Annotated in this window: 20 protein-coding genes; 11 read left to right on the top strand and 9 right to left on the bottom strand. The window is 63.5% G+C overall.

The annotated features are described in order from the left end of the window. Positions 1-103 precede the first annotated feature (103 nt). The 10 genes from K4A76_RS04670 to K4A76_RS04625 all read left to right on the top strand — a co-directional run bounded on the left by K4A76_RS04670 (position 104) and on the right by K4A76_RS04625 (position 7,100). Positions 104-1,078, top strand: coding sequence for a KpsF/GutQ family sugar-phosphate isomerase (locus K4A76_RS04670; protein WP_009683033.1), 975 nt, complete (start codon positions 104-106; stop codon positions 1,076-1,078). Then, positions 1,078-1,602 (top strand): KdsC family phosphatase, encoded by a 525-nt coding sequence (locus tag K4A76_RS04665; protein ID WP_274411647.1) that lies wholly within the window; start codon positions 1,078-1,080, stop codon positions 1,600-1,602. The genes K4A76_RS04670 and K4A76_RS04665 overlap by 1 nt, the downstream gene beginning before the upstream one ends. An 8-nt stretch (positions 1,603-1,610) precedes the next feature. Next, complete coding sequence (lptC, locus tag K4A76_RS04660) at positions 1,611-2,183, top strand: LPS export ABC transporter periplasmic protein LptC (protein WP_029887548.1); 573 nt, start codon at positions 1,611-1,613, stop codon at positions 2,181-2,183. Further along, on the top strand, positions 2,170-2,694 hold the full coding sequence (gene lptA, locus K4A76_RS04655) for a lipopolysaccharide transport periplasmic protein LptA (RefSeq protein ID WP_029887549.1): 525 nt from the start codon (positions 2,170-2,172) through the stop codon (positions 2,692-2,694). Before lptC ends, lptA begins: the two co-directional genes overlap by 14 nt. Further along, positions 2,695-3,420, top strand: coding sequence for an LPS export ABC transporter ATP-binding protein (gene lptB, locus K4A76_RS04650; protein WP_010952146.1), 726 nt, complete (start codon positions 2,695-2,697; stop codon positions 3,418-3,420). Between the two features lie 172 nt (positions 3,421-3,592). Next, positions 3,593-5,086 carry an RNA polymerase factor sigma-54 gene (locus K4A76_RS04645; RefSeq protein ID WP_274411646.1) on the top strand — a complete coding sequence of 498 codons (1,494 nt, stop codon included), beginning with the start codon at positions 3,593-3,595 and terminating at the stop codon, positions 5,084-5,086. A gap of 79 nt (positions 5,087-5,165) precedes the next feature. After that, entirely contained in the window at positions 5,166-5,474 is a 309-nt protein-coding gene (gene hpf / locus K4A76_RS04640; RefSeq protein WP_003255135.1) for a ribosome hibernation-promoting factor, HPF/YfiA family, read from the top strand. 12 nt (positions 5,475-5,486) lie between these two features. Continuing rightward, positions 5,487-5,951, top strand: a complete 465-nt coding sequence (ptsN, locus tag K4A76_RS04635; RefSeq protein ID WP_173887684.1) for a PTS IIA-like nitrogen regulatory protein PtsN — start codon at positions 5,487-5,489, stop codon at positions 5,949-5,951. Positions 5,952-5,953: 2 nt separating this feature from the next. Continuing rightward, positions 5,954-6,808, top strand: a complete 855-nt coding sequence (rapZ, locus tag K4A76_RS04630; RefSeq protein WP_274411645.1) for an RNase adapter RapZ — start codon at positions 5,954-5,956, stop codon at positions 6,806-6,808. 19 nt (positions 6,809-6,827) lie between these two features. Then, positions 6,828-7,100, top strand: a complete 273-nt coding sequence (locus K4A76_RS04625) for an HPr family phosphocarrier protein (RefSeq protein WP_009683043.1) — start codon at positions 6,828-6,830, stop codon at positions 7,098-7,100. A gap of 55 nt (positions 7,101-7,155) precedes the next feature. On the opposite strand, the gene K4A76_RS04620 is transcribed toward K4A76_RS04625, so the two are convergent. From K4A76_RS04620 to pmbA, 6 genes are all read right to left on the bottom strand, one after another. Then, the gene (locus K4A76_RS04620) at positions 7,156-8,049 is read right to left on the bottom strand and encodes a ZIP family metal transporter (protein WP_274411644.1); all 894 of its coding nucleotides are present in this window, start codon (positions 8,047-8,049) and stop codon (positions 7,156-7,158) included. Positions 8,050-8,060: 11 nt separating this feature from the next. Beyond that, the gene (locus K4A76_RS04615) at positions 8,061-8,672 is read right to left on the bottom strand and encodes a superoxide dismutase (protein WP_054890014.1); all 612 of its coding nucleotides are present in this window, start codon (positions 8,670-8,672) and stop codon (positions 8,061-8,063) included. Position 8,673: 1 nt separating this feature from the next. After that, complete coding sequence (locus K4A76_RS04610) at positions 8,674-9,135, bottom strand: hypothetical protein (RefSeq protein WP_029887552.1); 462 nt, start codon at positions 9,133-9,135, stop codon at positions 8,674-8,676. 27 nt (positions 9,136-9,162) lie between these two features. After that, positions 9,163-10,539, bottom strand: coding sequence for a class II fumarate hydratase (locus K4A76_RS04605; protein ID WP_274411643.1), 1,377 nt, complete (start codon positions 10,537-10,539; stop codon positions 9,163-9,165). After that, the gene (locus K4A76_RS04600) at positions 10,532-10,933 is read right to left on the bottom strand and encodes a hypothetical protein (RefSeq protein WP_029887554.1); all 402 of its coding nucleotides are present in this window, start codon (positions 10,931-10,933) and stop codon (positions 10,532-10,534) included. Before K4A76_RS04600 ends, K4A76_RS04605 begins: the two co-directional genes overlap by 8 nt. A gap of 229 nt (positions 10,934-11,162) precedes the next feature. Continuing rightward, the gene (gene pmbA, locus K4A76_RS04595) at positions 11,163-12,509 is read right to left on the bottom strand and encodes a metalloprotease PmbA (protein ID WP_274411642.1); all 1,347 of its coding nucleotides are present in this window, start codon (positions 12,507-12,509) and stop codon (positions 11,163-11,165) included. A 108-nt stretch (positions 12,510-12,617) separates the two neighbouring features. Between pmbA and yjgA the strand changes: the two genes are divergently transcribed. After that, entirely contained in the window at positions 12,618-13,139 is a 522-nt protein-coding gene (gene yjgA, locus K4A76_RS04590; protein ID WP_009683052.1) for a ribosome biogenesis factor YjgA, read from the top strand. A 114-nt stretch (positions 13,140-13,253) separates the two neighbouring features. Here the strand turns inward: yjgA and tldD are convergent, their stop codons facing one another. The 3 genes from tldD to K4A76_RS04575 are packed head-to-tail and all read right to left on the bottom strand — an operon-like array spanning position 13,254 to position 19,383. Further along, positions 13,254-14,693 carry a metalloprotease TldD gene (tldD, locus tag K4A76_RS04585; protein WP_009683053.1) on the bottom strand — a complete coding sequence of 480 codons (1,440 nt, stop codon included), beginning with the start codon at positions 14,691-14,693 and terminating at the stop codon, positions 13,254-13,256. Positions 14,694-14,695: 2 nt separating this feature from the next. Continuing rightward, positions 14,696-15,547 (bottom strand): carbon-nitrogen hydrolase family protein, encoded by an 852-nt coding sequence (locus tag K4A76_RS04580; protein WP_274411641.1) that lies wholly within the window; start codon positions 15,545-15,547, stop codon positions 14,696-14,698. Between the two features lie 14 nt (positions 15,548-15,561). Next, complete coding sequence (locus K4A76_RS04575; protein WP_274411640.1) at positions 15,562-19,383, bottom strand: YhdP family protein; 3,822 nt, start codon at positions 19,381-19,383, stop codon at positions 15,562-15,564. Positions 19,384-19,440 lie beyond the last annotated feature (57 nt).

Here is a 19,440-nt window from a genome sequence, read left to right as displayed (position 1 = left end):
CGAGACAGGCTGGCGCGCCCGGGACCAGGCAGATGGAAAAGGTGAGGGTTTCGTCGATTGCGGCTATAATCGCCGACTTTTCATCAGGCAGTGCTTTATCGACATGAGCCAATCCAGCGAGCTGATTCAATCCGCACAGCGCACCGTGCGCCTGGAACTCGAGGCCGTAGAGGGCCTGCTGGCGCGCATCGACGAGCATTTCGTCAAAGCCTGCGAACTGATCCTGGCCAGCCAGGGCCGCGTCGTGGTGCTTGGCATGGGCAAGTCCGGGCATATCGGCAACAAAATTGCCGCGACCCTCGCCAGCACCGGCACCCCCGCGTTTTTCGTGCACCCGGCCGAAGCCAGCCATGGCGACATGGGCATGATCACCGGCAACGATATCATCCTGGCGCTGTCCAACTCAGGCAGCACGGCCGAGATCGTCACGTTGCTGCCGCTGGTCAAGCGCCTGGGCATCACCCTCATCAGCCTTACCGGCAACCCGGATTCCACCCTGGCCCAGGCAGCAGAGGTGAACCTGGATGCCCGGGTCGCACAGGAGGCCTGCCCGCTGAACCTTGCCCCTACCTCCTCGACCACTGCGGCACTGGTGTTGGGTGACGCGCTGGCCATTGCCCTGCTCGAAGCGCGCGGGTTCACGGCCGAGGACTTCGCCTTTTCGCACCCTGGCGGTGCCTTGGGGCGGCGGCTGCTGCTGAAGGTCGAGCATGTGATGCACAGCGGTGACCAGTTGCCCAAGGTGCTGCGTGGCACGTTGCTCAAGGATGCCCTGCTGGAAATGTCGCGCAAAGGGCTGGGCATGACCGCTGTGCTCGAGGCAGACGGCAAGCTGGCCGGTATCTTCACCGATGGCGACCTGCGCCGCAGCCTGGACCGCAATATCGATGTGCATACCACGTTGATCGACCACGTCATGACCGTGCATGGCAAAACTGCACGGGCCGAAATGCTCGCCGCCGAGGCCCTTAAAATCATGGAAGACAACAAAATCAACGCACTGGTGGTCGTCGACCAGGACGACCGGCCGACAGGTGCCCTGAACATGCACGACCTGTTGCGTGCAGGAGTTATGTGATGAGCCAGAATCTCATGCAACGTGGCCAGACCATCAAGCTGGCCGTGTTCGATGTCGACGGCGTACTGACCGATGGGCGACTGTACTTTCTCGAAGACGGCAGCGAATTCAAGACCTTCAATACCCTCGACGGCCAGGGCATCAAGATGCTCATGGCGTCGGGCGTGACCACGGCCATCATCAGCGGGCGCAAGACCCCGGTGGTCGAGCGGCGGGCTGCGAACCTGGGTATCGCGCACCTGTTTCAGGGCCGCGAAGACAAATTGGTGGTTCTTGACGGGCTGCTTGCCGAACTCGGCCTAAGCTATGAACAGGTCGCCTACCTGGGCGACGACCTGCCCGACCTGCCGGTGATTCGCCGCGTCGGTCTGGGTATGGCAGTGGCCAACGCCGCGCCCTTCGTTCGCCAGCATGCCCACGGCGTGACCCAGGCGCGCGGCGGCGAAGGCGCTGCCCGCGAGTTCTGCGAACTGATCATGCAGGCCCAGGGCACCCTGGACGCTGCCAACGCCAACTACTTGTAAGGCCGCCCATGTTCAGCAAGAAGGTTCGCAATATTGCGCTGCTGGCGGTGATTGCTGCCGTGCTCGCTGCCATTGGCTACTGGAATGTCAGCCCTGAAAGCTTCCTCGACCAGCCTGTGGCCCAGGTCGACGAGAGCGCCATCGACTACTATGCGATCAACGCCCATAGTGTGCAGTTCTTGCCGGACGGCAAATTGCAGTACGAAATGACCGCCGACAAGGTCGAGCACGTCAAGGCGACCGAAGTTACCCTGGTGACCACGCCCGACCTGCGCCTTTACCGCGGCACCGAATACCCGTGGCATGTTCAGAGCGAGCGCGCCGAGGTCAGCCCGGACGGCAACGAGGTCGAACTGATCAACAAGGTCCGCGTTGCCCGCACCGACGAAAAGCAACGCGACACCATCATCACCAGCTCACGCATGACCGTATTCCCGCAGAAGCAATATGCGCAGACCGAGCAAGCCGTTAGAATCGACGGCGCCGGTGGCACAACCACGGGCAAGGGCATGAAAGCGTATTTGAAAGAAGGCAAGATGGACTTGCTCTCTAACGTAAGAGGACAGTATGAGGCTCGTTAAAACCCTCCCCCTTTTGCTCAGCCTGAGCGCAGCACTGGGAAGCGCGAGCGCCTTCGCCCTGCCGAATGACCGTGACCAGCCAATCCGTATCCAGGCCGACAACGCGCATCTGGACGACAAGCAGGGAGTCGCGACGTACACCGGTGACGTGATCATCACTCAAGGCTCGATGATGATCAAAGGCAATACCGTGACCATGACCCGCGCCGCCAACGGCGACATCGACGTGGTCACTTCGGTTGGCAACCTGGCCTACTTCGAGCAGCAGCAGAGCGCCGCCAAGCCCGACAAGATGAAGGGCTGGGCAGTGACCATCCAGTACCAGGCGCAAAAAGACACCGTGATCCTCACCGACCGCGCAAAGGTCGAGAACGAAGGCAACACCACCGAGGGCGAGAAGATCGTCTACAACACCAAGTCGCAGGTGGCTACCGCCGGCCGTGGCGGTAACGTGACCCAGCCACGTCAGCGTATCGACATGGTGATCCAGCCCAAGAAGAAGGCCGAGTAAATGGCAACCCTAAAAGCCCAGCACCTGGCCAAAAGCTACAAGGGGCGCCAGGTCGTACGTGATGTCAGCCTGTCGATCGACAGCGGCCAGATCGTCGGATTGCTCGGCCCGAACGGTGCCGGCAAGACCACCTGCTTCTACATGATCGTCGGCCTGGTCCAGGCCGAGCAGGGTCGTGTACTGATCGACAACCTCGATGTCAGCCACCAGCCCATGCACGGCCGCGCGCGCGCCGGCATCGGCTACCTGCCGCAGGAAGCCTCGATCTTCCGCAAGCTTTCGGTGGCAGACAACATCATGGCCATCCTCGAGACCCGCAAGGACCTCGACCGCGATGGCCGGCGCAAGGAACTGGAAAGCCTGCTGCAGGAGTTCCACATCAGCCACATCCGCGACAACCTCGGCATGAGCCTGTCCGGTGGCGAACGCCGCCGTGTCGAGATCGCTCGCGCCCTGGCGACCGCGCCCAAGTTCATCCTGCTGGACGAACCCTTCGCCGGCGTGGACCCGATCTCGGTCGGCGACATCAAGCAGATCATCCACCACCTCAAGGCCAAGGGTATCGGTGTGCTGATCACGGACCACAACGTGCGCGAAACCCTGGATATCTGCGAGACCGCCTACATCGTCAACGATGGCCGGCTGATCGCCGAAGGCGACGCCGAAACCATCCTGGCCAACGAATTGGTCAAAGAGGTTTACCTGGGCCACGAGTTCCGGCTCTGACCCACTCCTGCCTGGAGTACTGCAACCTGCCCTGTACTCAGGGTTAAAATTGTTACGTACTCTAGGCAAACGCTACAATTTAAGGCATAAAACTTGCTTGATCTGGCGCCCCGGCGCCCTCGTGTAGTGGATGGCGCATGCGCGCCGGCGAACAAGGTATTAAGCCCCAGCCATGAAACCATCGCTCGTCCTAAAAATGGGCCAGCAACTGACGATGACACCGCAGTTGCAACAGGCCATCCGCCTGCTCCAGCTTTCCACCCTGGACCTCCAACAGGAAATCCAGGAGGCGCTGGAGTCGAACCCGATGCTCGAACGCCAGGAAGACGGCGACGACTTCGACAACAGCGACCCGATGGCCGACAACGCCGAGAACAAGCCGGCCGCCGACGTTCAGGACAACAGCTTCCAGGAAAGCACGGTCAGTGCCGACAACCTCGAAGACGGTGAATGGAGCGAGCGCATCCCCACCGAGCTGCCGGTCGACACCGCCTGGGAAGACATCTACCAGACCAGCGCCAGCAGCTTGCCGAGCAACGATGACGACGAGTGGGACTTCACCACGCGGACATCGGCCGGCGAAAGCCTGCAAAGCCACCTGCTGTGGCAACTGAACCTCGCGCCGATGTCGGATACCGACCGCCTGATCGCCGTGACCCTGATCGACAGCATCAACGGCCAAGGCTACCTGGAAGACACCCTCGAAGAAATCTGCGCTGGCTTCGACCCGGAGCTGGATATCGAGCTGGACGAAGTCGAAGCGGTGCTGCACCGCATTCAGCAGTTCGAACCGGCAGGCGTCGCGGCACGCACCCTTGGCGAGTGCCTGCTGCTGCAACTGCGCCAACTGCCTGCCAGCACGCCGTGGCTGAACGAGGCGAAACGGCTGGTCAGCGATTTCATCGACTTGCTCGGCAGCCGCGACTACAGCCAGCTCATGCGGCGCATGAAAATCAAGGAAGACGAACTGCGCCAGGTGATCGAACTGGTGCAAAGCCTCAACCCGCGCCCGGGTTCGCAGATCGAGTCCAGCGAGCCCGAGTACGTGGTACCGGACGTGATCGTGCGCAAGGACAGCGACCGCTGGCTGGTGGAGCTGAACCAGGAAGCCATCCCGCGCCTGCGCGTGAACGCTCAATACGCCGGCTTCGTGCGCCGCGCCGACACCAGTGCCGACAACACCTTCATGCGCAACCAGCTGCAGGAGGCGCGCTGGTTCATCAAGAGCCTGCAAAGCCGCAACGAAACCCTGATGAAAGTCGCCACGCAGATCGTCGAGCATCAGCGCGGCTTCCTCGATCATGGCGACGAAGCGATGAAACCGCTGGTGCTGCATGACATTGCCGAAGCGGTGGGCATGCACGAGTCGACCATTTCCCGGGTGACCACGCAGAAATACATGCACACGCCCCGCGGCATCTACGAACTGAAATACTTTTTCTCCAGCCACGTCAGCACCTCCGAAGGCGGAGAATGCTCGTCTACAGCGATCCGCGCGATCATCAAGAAACTGGTTGCAGCGGAAAATCAGAAAAAGCCATTGAGTGACAGCAAGATCGCTGGTTTACTGGAGGCACAAGGCATCCAGGTGGCCCGTCGCACCGTCGCCAAGTACCGCGAGTCTCTCGGCATCGCACCGTCGAGTGAGCGCAAGCGACTGATGTAGCCCCTGAGATCTGCCATAGCGTTTGCGGGGCAGGTGCAAGACCTGCCTCTTTATGCACGGGCAACAAAGGAGAAGCTGTATGCAAGTCAATATCAGTGGACAGCATGTAGAAGTCACCCAGCCACTGCGCGATTACGTGCTTGAAAAGCTCGCCCGCGTGGAAAGTCACTTCGACAAGATCACCAACGTGCAGGTCATCATGAAGGTCGAGAAGCTGCAGCAGAAGGTCGAGGCGACCCTGCAGATTCCCGGCGGCGAAGTGGTAGCAAACGCCGAACACGAAGATATGTATGCAGCGATCGATGCCTTGGCCGACAAGCTCGACCGCCAACTGAAAAAACACAAGGAAAAACAGCAAAGCCTGCTGCAAGGTGCAGCTGCCCGCTGATCCCCCTCATCCATGATCCGACTTGAAACCATCCTGACCCCCGGCCGTTCCCTCGTGAACGTGCCGGGCGGCAGTAAGAAGCGCGCCCTGGAAAAGGTCGCCACCATCATCGCCGAACAAGTGCCGGAACTGGAGATGCAAGTTGTCTTCGAAAAGCTGGTCGCCCGGGAAAAACTCGGTTCAACCGGTTTCGGCAATGGCATCGCCATTCCGCACTGCCGGCTTGAAGGCTGCTCCGCGCCAGTCAGCGCCCTGCTGCACCTGGAAGCACCCATCGATTACGATGCCATCGATGGCGCGCCGGTAGACTTGCTGTTCGTCCTGCTGGTCCCTGAAGCCGCCACCGATGCCCACCTGGAACTGCTGCGCCAGATCGCCAGCATGCTCGACCGCAAGGACGTGCGTGATCGCCTGCGTTCGGCCCCCAGCAACGAGGCCTTGTACCAGGTTGTCCTGGACGTACAGAACGAGCACTGAACATGCGCCTGATCATCGTCAGCGGCCGGTCCGGCTCCGGCAAGAGCACCGCCCTCGATGTCCTGGAAGACAACGGTTTCTATTGCATTGACAACCTGCCCGCCGGGCTGCTGCCGCAGCTCGCGGAAAATGCACTGATCAACACCGAACTGCTGCAGCCGAAAGTGGCAGTGTCGATCGACGCCCGCAACCTGCCCAGCCACCTGTCGCGCTTCCCCGAGCTGCTAGCCGACGCCCGTGCCCGCCACATCCAGTGCGATGTGCTGTACCTGGATGCCGATGAAGATACCTTGCTCAAGCGGTTTTCAGAAACCCGCCGCCGCCACCCGCTGACCAACGCCGACCGCTCGCTGGCAGAGGCCATCCGCGTGGAGAGCGAGCTGCTGGGGCCGATTGCCGACCTGGCCGACCTGAAGATCGACACCACCAGCCTGAACCTCTACCAGTTGCGTGACACGATCAAGTTGCGCCTGCTCAACAAGCCCGAGCCTGGTACCGCATTCCTGGTCGAGTCATTCGGCTTCAAACGCGGCATGCCGGTCGATGCCGATCTGGTGTTCGACGTACGCTGCCTGCCCAACCCCTACTGGAAGCCCGAATTGCGTGAGCACTCCGGCCTGGAACAGCCAGTGATCGACTACCTGGCCGCGCAGCCAGACGTCGAGGACATGTTCAACGATATTTCCGGCTACCTGCTCAAGTGGCTACCCCGCTTCGCAGCCAGTAACCGTGCCTACGTGACCATTGCCATTGGCTGCACCGGCGGCCACCATCGTTCGGTGTACATCACCGAACGCCTCGGCCAGTTGCTGCAACAGTCCCTGAAAAACGTCCAGGTCCGCCACCGCGACCTCTAGCCCAAGGATCCGCCCCACGATGCCCGCCCGCGAAATCACCATCATCAACAAGCTGGGCCTGCATGCCCGGGCGGCAGCGAAGTTCGTCGGCGTGGCCGGCCGCTTTCCCTGCCAGGTGCGGGTCGGCCGCGCGCCGGACAAACTGGTAGACGGCAAAAGCATCATGGCCGTGATGATGCTGGCGGCTGGCAAGGGTACCCAGGTGCACCTGCATACCGAGGGTGAGCAGGACAACGATGCCATGGACGCGCTGGTCGAGTTGATCAACAACTACTTCGACGAAGGCGAGTAAGCCTCCAAGCCCTGCACCGCGCCCACAGTGTGCACCCCTTCGACCTGACCAAAGATCAGGACAGCGCGGTATCCATCACCATCATCAGGCAGAAGCCGATGCACAGCCCCAGGCTGGCCAGGCGGTGATGGCCGTTGCTGCGCGATTCGGGGATGACTTCCTGGGTTACCACCAGCAGCATCGCGCCGGCTGCGCAGGCGAGCCCCAGGGGCAGCAGCAATTCGGCGACATTCACCAGCCAGGCACAGATCACCGCAGCCACAGGCTCGACCAACCCCGAAGCCGCGCCGATCATGAACGCCTTGAAGCGCGGCATGCCCGCCCCTGCCAACACCAGGGCAATCACCAGCCCTTCGGGCACATCCTGCAACGCGATGCCCATGGCCAGGCTGTCTGCGTCGGCCATGCCACCCCCGGCTGACACACCAATCGCCATGCCTTCGGGAATGTTGTGGGCAATGATGGCAATGACGAAAAGCCAGATCCGCGCGGCGATCACCGGCTGCTGCGTACTGCCAACCAGCGCTTGCGGCGAGGCGTTGGAGACCTTGAGGTCGATAAGGAACAGGCACAACGCGCCGAACATCAAGCCGAAGCTGATCAAGCCACCCGCACCCCATGGGCTGAAGCCGATGGCCTGGGCCGCATCCAGCCCGGGCATGATCAATGAAAATGCCGTAGCCGCCAGCATGACCCCGGCGCCGAAGCCCAGCATGGTGTCGGCCAACGCCACCGGCATGTTACGGATGACCAGCACCGGTACTGCGCCCAGCGCCGTGCCCAGCGCACACAAAGCGCTGCCCTCCAGGGCTCGCAGCATGCGCGGCGCCAAGTCCAGCCAGGCAAGACCGCGCGCCGCCAGCAGCGCGGTACCCGCCAGCAACAGCAAGGCACCCAGCGCCTGGCGAAACAGGCGCACACTGCTGACCGACATGACCTCTGAGCGCATACCGGTCCGACTCACTTCAGGGCTTCGAGATAGCGGTGTTGCACGTGCGCCCAGTCGATGACGTTGTAGAAGGCACCAATGTATTCCGGACGGCGGTTCTGGTATTTCAGGTAATACGCATGCTCCCACACGTCCAACCCGAGAATTGGCGTGTTGCCATGCATCAGTGGGCTGTCCTGGTTGCCGCTGCTTTCCACGACCAGGGTTTTCTGCGGCGTTACGCTGAGCCAGGCCCAGCCGCTGCCGAAGCGGGTCAGGGCGGCCTTGGTGAAGGCTTCCTTGAACGCGTCGAAACCGCCCAGTTGCGTGGTGATGGCTTGTGCCAGCTCGCCCGTGGGCTCACCGCCGCCCTGCGGCGACATCACGGTCCAGAACAGGCTGTGGTTGGCGTGACCGCCACCGTGGTTGGTCACGGCGCCACGTAGCTGCTCCGGCAAGTCCCCGACCGCAGCGACCAGTTTTTCGACTGGCCACTCAGCCCACTCGGTGCCTTCGACGGCGGCGTTGAGGCCATTGACATAAGTCTGGTGGTGCCTGGTGTGGTGGATCTCCATGGTCTGCGCGTCGATGTGCGGCTCCAGCGCGTCGTAGGCGTAAGGCAAAGCAGGCAAGGTATGGGGCATGTCAGTGAATTCCGTAGGCTTGAGTACTGGGTACCACGCCGGCCGGGGCAGCGAGTTCGCTGGCCCCGATGTTGTGGCGGTTGAGCAGGCGTTCGGTACGCGGGTACTGGCCGTACTCCGCGATGAAACCGAGCAGTTCGGTGTAGGTACGCCCACTGTGGCGCAGGGCTGCGTCCCGCAGCGCCTGTGGCAAGCGGGCTTGCTGGCTGGCCTGTAGCAGCCACTGGTGCGCGGCACAGAGGTAATCGGCACTTTCATGCGGCTGGTTCAGGCGCAGGTGCAGGTCGGCCAGGTTATGGTGAGCGACGACCAGGGCAGCCACCGCTTCGTCGACGTCATGCCAGCGCTCGAACAGCACCTGGGCCAGAGCCAGGGCTTGCAGGTAATGTTCCCGGGCATCGACCAGCTCGCCTTGTTCGAACAGGCGGTTGGCCAGTTCCATGGTGCGTTTCCAGTGCTGCATGTCTGTTTCCTCGGCGGTAAGGCAGTGTCAGATGCCGCCAGCGGTGAGTTTTTCCGGGTCCAGCAGCGTTTCCAGCTGGTCCCGCGACAGGTCGGTATGCTCCAGGGCGATATCAATGATCGGGCGACCTTGCTGGTAGGCGGTCTTGGCAATTTCAGCGGCCTTCAGGTAGCCGATGATCGGGTTCAGTGCAGTGACCAGGATCGGGTTGCGCGCCAGCGCCTCCTTCAGCTTGCCCTCGTTGACCTTGAAGCTGGCAATGGCTTTGTCGGCCAGCAGGCGGCTGACGTTGGCCATCAACTCGATGCTCTCCAGCAGGTTGCGTGCGATCAGCGGCAACATCACGTTGAGTTCGAAGTTGCCCGACTGCCCAGCCACGGCGATGGTGGCGTCGTTGCCGATGACCTGCGCGGCGACCATGGCCGTAGCCTCCGGGATGACCGGATTGACCTTGCCTGGCATGATCGAAGAGCCCGGCTGCAGACCCTGCAGTTCGATTTCCCCAAGGCCGGCCAGAGGGCCCGAGTTCATCCAGCGCAGGTCGTTGGCAATCTTCATCAGTGCCACCGCTGTGGTCTTGAGCTGGCCGGACAGGGCTACCGCGGTATCCTGCGAACCGATCAGGGCAAACAGGTTGTGCCCCGGCGTGAACTGGACCTGGGTCAGGCCGCTGAGCTGACGCGCGAAAGCGGCAGCGAACTGCGGGTGGGCATTGATGCCGGTGCCCACTGCGGTGCCGCCCTGGGCCAGCGCCTGCAGGCTTGGCAGGGTGGCTTCGATGTGCGCCTTGGCACCTTCGATCTGCGCTGCCCAACCGTCCAGCACCTGGCTCAGGCGCACGGGCATTGCATCCATCAGGTGGGTACGGCCGGTTTTCACGTACTGATGCACCTGCCTGGACTTGGCCTCGATCACCTGCACCAGGTGCGCCAGGGCAGGCAACAGCTGCTCATGCACGGCGAGGGCAGCGCTGACGTGAATGGTGGTGGGAATGATGTCATTGCTGCTCTGGCCGCAATTGACGTGGTCGTTGGCATTGACCGGCTCGCCGAGCACACGGCTGGCCAGGGTGGCGATCACCTCGTTCGCGTTCATGTTCGAACTGGTGCCCGAGCCTGTCTGAAACACGTCGACCGGGAAGTGCTGGATGTAGTCCTGCGCCAGCAGCTGTTCCACCGCCTTGACGATGGCCTGCCCCTGGCCGGCGGACAGCTGCTCCAGCTCGACGTTGGCCTTGGCCGCAGCCGCTTTGGCCAGCAGCAAGGCACGAATGAACTGGGCCGGCATGCGCTGGCCGCTGATCGGGAAATTGTCGACCGCGCGCTGGGTCTGGGCGCCATACAGGGCTTGGGCCGGCACCTGCAATTCACCCATGCTGTCGCGCTCGATACGGGTATCACTCATCATCAAATCCTTGCATCAGTTCATCGGGAGAAATCGACGGCAGCAGGCTGCAGTTGGCCAACTGAATGGCGTAGGGCTGCCAACGCTGGTTCTGGGCCTGGCGGTCGAGGTTGCGCAGGTCCAGCAACGGCCGCCAGGCCTGGTCCAGGCACAGGCAGCGCCAGTGCCAGGGCAACATGCGGTCGCAGGCGGTGTCGAGCAGCAGGCGGAAGGAGGTCAACGCCACCGTCCATGGCGAGGTTTCGGTACAGCACACCAGGTAACGGCCTTCGGCCAGGTAGTGCTCGATCAGGCGCGGCTCGTCAGGTTCGAGCGCGCAGCGGATCCGGCGGCTGAGCCAGCGCCAGTTTTCCAGGTAGGGCAGTTCGCGGAGGACGGAATTCATGAACATCATCGCCGAGTTACTGGATAATGATATTCATTATTAATTGATAAACAGAATCACTTCAAGGGGAGCTGATGAAAGAAAAAAACCGGCGCGAGGGCCGGGTCTTGTATTCCACTGAAATTCTTTATTGCCTGTACCGGCCTCTTCGCGGGCTTGCCCGCTCCCACAGGGGATTGCATAGGCTTCAAGCTGTGGGAGCGGGCGAGCCCGCGAATGGGCCGGTACAGGCAATGAATCAGCTACCTGCCACAGTCATCCGCTCGATCAGCACCGACCCAGTGTGGATATTGCTGCGTGTTTCAAGATCGCTACCAATCGCGACAATCTGCTGGAACATATCCTTCATGTTGCCGGCAATCGTCACTTCCTGCACCGCATGCTGGATTTCACCATTCTCGACCCAGAAACCCGCTGCGCCTCGGGAGTAATCACCCGTCACCATGTTCAGGCCATGGCCCATCAGCTCGGTCACCAACAGCCCACGCCCCATACGCCGGATCAGGGCAGCCTGGTCCTCGACGCCGTGGCTGACGAACAGGTTGTGTACACCCCCCGCGTTGGCCGTGCTGGGCAAGCCCAGCTTGCGCCCCGAATAGGTACCCAGCAGATACGACACCAGCTCGCCTTTGTCGACGAACGGTTTGGCATAGGTCGCCAGGCCGTCGGCGTCGAACGCTGCACTGGCCAGCGCGCGCGGAATGTGCGGGCGCTCGTCGAGGGTCAGCCAGGACGGAAACAGGCGCTGGCCGATGCTGCCTTCGAGGAACGAGGACTTGCGGTACAGATTGCCGCCAGAGATCGCCGACAGGAAGCTGCCGAACAACCCCCCTGCCAGTTCTGCCGAAAACAGCACCGGCACTTCGCAGGTTGGCACCGGCCGCGCGCCGAGCCGGCTGGCGGCCCGCTGCGCGGCACGCACGCCAATGCTGCGCGGGTCGGCCAGCAGGTTGCCCTGGCGGTTGACGTCATACCAGTAATCGCGCTGCATCTGCCCGTCGCCTTCAGCGATCATCACGCAGCTCAGGCTGTGCCGGGTCGAGGCGTAAGCACCGATGAACCCGTGGCTGTTGCCATACACGCGGCAGCCCTGGTGGGTGTTGAGGGTGGTGCCATCGGCATTGAGGATGCGCGGGTCGGCATCGAACGCCGCCGCTTCGCACGCCAGCGCCATCTCGATGGCCTTCTCGGGCTCGAGAGCCCAGTCGTGATACAGGTCCAGGTCCGGAATTTCCCGGGCCATCAACGCCGCGTCCGCCAGGCCCGAACAGTCGTCCTCGGAGGTGTGCCTGGCAATGGCCAGCGCTGCCGCGACGGTTTCCCGGATCGCCTCCGCGCCACTGGCCGAGGTACTGGCCGAGCCTTTGCGCTGGCCAACATAGAGGGTGATGCCAAAGCCCTGGTCGCGGTTGAATTCAACCGTTTCGACCTCGCGCTGACGTACCGTGGTGGACAGGCCCTGCTCCAGCGACACGGCCACTTCGCAGGCACTGGCCCCTTGGCGGCGCGCTTCGGCGATGATCGCCTCGACCTGCTCTTGCAATGCTGGCAGGTCTTTCGGACCTACGCTCTGGACTGCACTCATGGTTCTCTCCACTCAAATTCTGCGTTCGGCGAGGGTCATTCTACGACCGGGCCGGACAAGCGGCCCCCGACTGGTTATCATGGCGGCGATTTCTAGCGGACTGCCACCATGGTTGATTCAAACGACGACGCCTTCGACGGCGAAAAAAGCAAAACCCAGATCAAGCGCGAGCTGCATGCGCTGGTCGAACTCGGCGAGCGCCTGACTACGCTCAAGGCCGATACCCTGGCCCGCCTGCCGTTGACCGACGAGCTGCGCAAGGCCCTGGCCGAGGCCAGCAAGCACACTGCTCATGGTGCGCGTAAACGCCACATGTCGTTCGTCGGCAAGCTGATGCGCGTGCAGGACCTGGATGCCATCCATGCCCTGCTCGAGCAGATGGACAGCTCGACTCGCCAGTACAACGAACGCTTCCACGGCCTGGAGCGCTGGCGCGACCGGCTGATCGACGGTAACGACGAAGACCTTGAACGCTTCGTCAACGAATACCCCGACACCGATCGCCAGCAACTGCGTTCACTGGTGCGCCATGCCCAGCACGAGAAGGCGCGGAACAAACCGCCGGCCGCCGCGCGCAAGGTGTTCAAGTACATCCGCGACCTCGACGAGTTGCAGCGCGGGTTGCGCTGACAGGCTGAGGCCCTGCGGGAGCGGGCGTGCCCGCGAAGCAGGCGACGCGGTGCCCGGCACCGGCTTCGCCGGTGCTGGCGGACAAGCCCGCTCCCACAACGGCCCCAAAGGCCATCACGCGCCGGTACCGCCCACGGTGATCGCATCCAGCTTCAGGGTCGGCTGCCCAACCCCGACCGGCACCGATTGCCCGTCCTTGCCGCACGTCCCTACCCCGCTGTCCAGCGCCAGGTCGTTGCCGACCATCGACACCCGGCTCATCGCCTCCGGACCATTGCCAATCAAGGTCGCGCCCTTCACCGGTGCGGTAATCTTGCCGTCTTCGATCAGGTAGGCCTCGCTGGTCGAAAACACGAACTTGCCGCTGGTGATGTCCACCTGGCCACCCCCGAGGTTGGCGCAGTAGATGCCCTTCTTCACCGAGGCGATAATTTCCTGCGGGTCGCTTTCGCCGGCACGCATGTAGGTGTTGGTCATGCGTGGCATCGGCAGGTGAGCGTAGGATTCGCGGCGACCATTGCCGGTCACTGCCATGCCCATCAGCCGCGCGTTCAGCTTGTCCTGCATGTAGCCCTTGAGCACACCGTTCTCGATCAGGGTGGTGCACTCGGTCGGCGTACCTTCGTCATCCACGCTCAGCGAACCGCGGCGGCCTTCCAGGGTGCCGTCATCGACGATGGTGCACAGGCTCGACGCCACTTTCTCGCCAACCCGGCCACTGAACGCCGAGCTGCCCTTGCGGTTGAAGTCACCTTCCAGGCCATGGCCGACCGCCTCGTGCAGCAGCACGCCCGACCATCCCGAGCCCAGCACCACTGGCAAGGTACCGGCCGGCGCGGGGATAGCTTCGAGGTTCACCAGCGCCTGGCGCAGCGCCTCACGGGCATAGCCCATGACCCGCTCTTCGGTGAAGAAACGGTAGTCGGTACGCCCGCCACCACCCTGCCCGCCGCGCTCGCGACGGCCGTTCTGCTCAACGATGACGCTCACATTGAAACGCACCAGCGGCCGCACATCTGCAGCCAGGCTGCCGTCCGCTGCAGCGATGAGGATGCGCTCCCAGACCCCGGCCATGCTCACGCTGACCTGCTGGATACGCGGGTCAAGCGCGCGGGTCGCGGCATCGACACGCTTCAGCAACTCAACCTTTTCGGCACGGCTGAGTACATCGAGCGGGTTGTCCGCCGCATACAGCGCGGTCACTGACGGGCTGCGGAAGGCCTGCACGGTGCCGTTCTGCCCGGCGCGGGAAATCGAACGGGCGGCGCGCGCGGCCGACGTCAGCGCTTCAAGGTTGATGGCATTGCTGTAGGCGAAGCCGGTCTTTTCACCGGACTGGGCACGCACGCCCACGCCTTGGTCCAGGTTGAAGCTGCCCTCTTTGACGATGCCGTCTTCCAGCGCCCAGGTTTCCGAAATCTGGCCCTGGAAATACAGGTCGGCAGCGTCGATGCCGGGGCCGGCCAATTCACCGAGCACGCTTTGCAGGCTGTCCAGGGTCAAGCCGCCTGGGGCCAGGAGCTGCTCACTGACGGTGGATAACATCTGGCTCATAGTCACTCCAAGGTGGGCGCAGGCCGCAATGCGTCCTGCGAAAAAAAGCGCCGGTGCGATACCACCGGCATGCGCGCCCGGATGGACGCCTGTTCTTCAATGTCGCGCTCGGCAAGCAATACCGCTTCGCCTTGCGCCTGTTGTGCCACGATCCGCCCCCAAGGGTCGACGATCGCCGCATGGCCATGGGTTTCCCGTGGGCCTGGGTGGGTACCGCCCTGCGCTGCCGCCAACAGGTAGCACTGGGTCTCGATGGCCCGGGCGCGCACCAGCACGTCCCAGTGTGCTGCGCCGGTTACCGCAGTGAAGGCCGCCGGTGCGCTGATCAGTTCCGCGCCAGCGGCACGCAACGCGCTGTACAACTCTGGGAAGCGCAAGTCGTAACATACGCTCAACCCCAGCCGGCCGACCGGCGTGTCCGCCACCACCACGTGTGCGCCATGGGCAAAATCATCCGATTCACGGTAGCGGCCGCGGGTATCGGCAACGTCCACGTCGAACAAGTGCAGCTTGTCATAGCGCGCAGCCACTTCACCGTGCTCATCGATCAGCAGCGAGCAGGCATGTGCCTTTGCGTCGGGCTGGCCGACCGGTGGCAAGGGCATGGTACCGGCGACTATCCATAACCTGAGGTCGCGGGCGGTACGTTTCAACCATGGCAGGATAGGCCCGTTCCCTGATGCCTCGGCTCGGCCGATGGCAGCGGCGTCCTTGCGGCCCATGGCAGCGAAGTTTTCCGGCAGCACCGCCAGCCGCGCACCACCCTGTGCAGCCTGCTCCAGCAAGGCACCGGCACGCTGCAGGTTGGCCAGCACGTCGTCCTGGCTGACCATCTGGATCACCGCTGCCTTCATGGGCACTCCTGGCACTATTTCTCGAAGGGTTTCACAAAGGTGATTCTAGGCTCTTTCCACGGCCCTTCGACACGGTAATGCACGCTGGCAAAACGCGAGACGCGGTCACCGATCAGCCGGTCGACCAGGAACAACGCCCCGCCCACGGCTGGCGCCCCCACGATCAACGCGGCCAGCGGCAGGTTGTTGGTCACCGGCAGGCTCACCTGCAGGTTGGCATTGACCTGGTCACGAACCAGGTCCAACGTGCCCTCCAGCTCGAAGCTGCTCGACGGGCCGGTCATGGTGATCGGTTCGCGGGTCACGTACACGCCATTGCTGGCCGCCAGCAGGCCTTTGACCCGGTCATAGGCCAGGCCTTTGTCGAACAGGTCGGAGAAGTCCAGCCGCAGGCGTCGGCCAATAGAATTGAAGTTGAGCAGGCCAAAGACCCGCAACGCCTGGGCACTGCCGTCGACCTCGACGAACTGACCGGACCGCAACGCCGCGTCCATGCTGCCCGAGAAGCGCGTCAGGCTGACGGCCGCCGGCGAGCCTGGCCAGCGGCCGTCCACGTCCAGGCGGAAGTCGCGGCTGGTGACGGTCGGGGCAAAGCCCCAGGCCTTGAGCACGTCGCCCAGGTTCGTGCCTTGCAGGCGGCCTTTGTACCAGCTGCTGGTCTTGCCCGTTTCGCCCTCCCAGCCACCGCCACCGCCAATGCTCAGGCCCTTGAAGTCAAGAGCGATATCGCTGGCGGCAACCCCACGTGCAGTGGGCCGCAGCTTGATCGAGGCGCTGCCGAACAGGTCGTCACCGCGGTACAGCTTGTCGATGCTAAGGTCCAGCGCCGGGACTTTGCGTGGGTCGAAGGTGGCAAGCGGGTCCGGCCCATCTTCGGCGCGCTCCTGGGCTTGCTTTTCCGCGGGGCTGGGCGCTGGCAGCCGCAGCGTCTGCAGGCGCACGACCATTGGCGCACCCTTGGCATCCGGCACGCGGGCATTGCCGATGACTTCCTGGCTGTCGAGGCGCAGGTCCCAGGCGGGGCCGCCTCGGCTCAACCGTACCAGGGCCTGGTTCAGCTCGGTGCCAAACGCCTTGAGCTGGCCAATGCTCAGGTCCACGCTTTGCAGCATCTGCCGCGCACTGCCACCTGGGTCGTCTCCGGCCAGCCGTGAGGCCTGCTCTTGCCAAGGGGCCAGGTCCAGCGTTTCCAGGCGCCCACGCACGCGCAGGCCCTGTGCAGCGGGCAATTGGGCATCACCGGTGCCCAGCAACAACTCGCCCCGGCCTTGGCCGAGCTTGTCGGCCGGCGCGGCGTAGGCAGCACGGGCAAGGTCACCGTAGCCGGCGTCGAAACGCCGCTCCGGACCCTGTAGCGTCATGCTGAAACGGCTGTCACGGGTTTCCCCCGCCGCCTTGCCGAATGGCGCTGGCAAATCGACCGCTAGCCCCTTGAGGTTGGAGTTGACGCTCAAACGATTGTCCCGGCTGCCCAGGCTCAGTTGCAACTGGTAAGGCAGGTCACCGGAAGCCGGCAGGGCTTGCTTGAACTGCAGCCAGTCGGTCAACGCCTTGAGCGCTACCTGGCCATTGGCATCGATGCGGGTCTGCATCTGCCCGGGTTGGCCCTCGGCTGTTATCTGCGCCGTGACGGGCTTGCCGAAGGCCTGCAGGCTGATGCCCTTGCCGCTGAGACCTTTGTCGAAATCGAAGCTGAAGTCACCTTTCAAGCGGCTCAGCTCGAGGGTGGGCGGGGCGACCTTCAGGCGCGCGTCATGGGTGGCGAAGTCTACCTGCACTTTGGGCCGCTGCCCGTGAGCCAGCGGGATATCGAGCTTGAGCTTACCCTTCAGCGGCCCTTCACCCTCCCAATCGGCGAAGATCTCACCGGTGCCGATAGGCGCTTGCTTGAGGATCTTCAGGCCATCACCCAGGCTGCCATCGAAATTGCCCGTCAGGAACAGGTGGCTCTGCTGGCCCTCGTCGACATGCGGGATATCGACGTCGACGTCACTGACCTTGGTGTCCAGCAGCACCCCGCGCCGGGCCTTGACCCGCACGCCGCTGTCCTCGATGAAGACGTCGCCATCCACATGCTGGACTTGCGGCCAGCCCGGCTGGAAGTCCAGTGCGGCGTCATGCACCTTGAAGAACAGGCTGATACTGCGTGCCTCTGGCGCCGCGCCATGGTTCAGCGAGCCCTGGTACTGGAAATAGCCTTCGTCCACCGCGCCCTTGACGATGGCGCTGCGCAGCCACTCGTCGAGGGCCGGGCTGAGCACTTCGGGCAGATACTTGGCGGTATACCGGCCATCGCCGTCGGTCAAGCCGACGCGCAGGTCCATGTAGTCCTCGCGGCCTTCCTCAAACAGCAGGCGAATCAGGAAATCGCCGGCAATCTTGCCTTCTTCGCCCAGCACCTTCAGGTAGGGCGCGACAAGGGTGAAGCCCTGCTTGTCCAGCACCCAGGTCAAGCGCGCGTTGGCCTTCTGGTAGTGCCAGGGTTTGGCGAAGATCGGGTACAAGTGCAGCATGAAGGCTTCAGTGTCCAGGCGCAGCTCGCCATGGCCCAGGTCGCCACTGATACTGCCGCTGACGTTACCCGCGGCCGGGGCACCGTGATAGGCATCGAAACCGACCTTGTCCAGGTTCGCCTCGAACTGCAGACGCTGGTCGCCTTCGGCCTTGGGCCGGGCCTGCAGCCGCACGTTGCGCAGACCACCGGTCACTTTGAGGCTAGTGACCGCCGCCATGGCTGCGTCGGGTAGCGGTGCCAGGGCCTCGATCAGCGGGGTCAGGGGCGTGAGGTCGAGCCGGTCGGCCTGCACCTGCCAGCTCTCATCGGCCGCCTGCTCACCGGGGCGCTGCTGCACCTGCAGGTGCGTCTCCCAACGGCTTTTACCGAGGTCCATGGCCAGCGAGTCGACCACAACGTCGAAGCCCTGGTCGCGGCGCTGGAACCAGGCGCCCATGGCCAGGTTGCTCAACATGGCGGCCTTGCGCCCGCTGTAGGCGCCTTTCAGCTCAGGGGCATTGAGCCGCACCACGGCCTTCTGCAACTGCCCCTTGCCCCAATCGACCCAGAACTCGCCGCCTGCACGCAGTGCGTCGGCATGCCATTGGCCCAGCAGGCTGGGCGGCAACCACTGCGACCAGTCGCTTTGCGGCAGGCTCAGGTAGGCCTCGACCTGGCCGTCACGCCAAGCCTCGGCAGAAACACGACTGCGCAGGTTCATCGCCAGGGGATGGCCATCGGGCAGCGTCGCCCGCAGGTCCAGGGCCTGCCGCGAGGGGCCGGCCTGCAAGCCGGCACTCACATACGTCAGGGTCAGCGGGTCACGCTGCCATGGGTGCAAGGTGACCTGGCTGTCGAACACATCGACGCGGCCCAGTTGGCGCAGGCGCTGCAGCAACTCGGCAGGGTTCAGCGGCGTATCGTCCTGCTGCGGCAGGCCGTCGAGGTTCCAGGCGCCCTGCCCGTTCTCGCGCACGATCAATTGCAGGCCACCGAGCTGGATACGCGACAGGCGTACCTCACGCGCCAGCAGGCTGGCCCATACATCAGGCACGACCATGACCTCATCCAGGCGCAACGCCTTGGCACCTTCGCCCAGTTGCAGGTCGCGCACCCGCAATACCGGCGCAAGGCCGCTCCAGCGCCCCTCCAGGGCGCCCACATGTACCGGCATGCCAAGCGCTTGCTCGGCCTTGCTCTGCACGTCGGCACGGTACTCGGCTACCAGGGGTATCAATGCACGGCCGAGGCTGACATACAGCGCCACCAATACCGCCAACAAGGCGCATATGCCCAGCCCCCAGCGGGTCAGGGCAACAAGAACGCGGGTCAGACGTCCCATGGCCGTGGCCCTCCAAGTCGTTTATCCATGATGGCCCGTCGCACGGGTTTCGCCAGC

The sequence above is a fragment of the Pseudomonas sp. NEEL19 genome, from assembly GCF_028751975.1.
GTDB lineage: Bacteria > Pseudomonadota > Gammaproteobacteria > Pseudomonadales > Pseudomonadaceae > Aquipseudomonas > Aquipseudomonas juntendi.
Note: the sequence above shows the minus strand (reverse complement) of the source record. Positions and strands in the feature narration are given on the sequence as shown.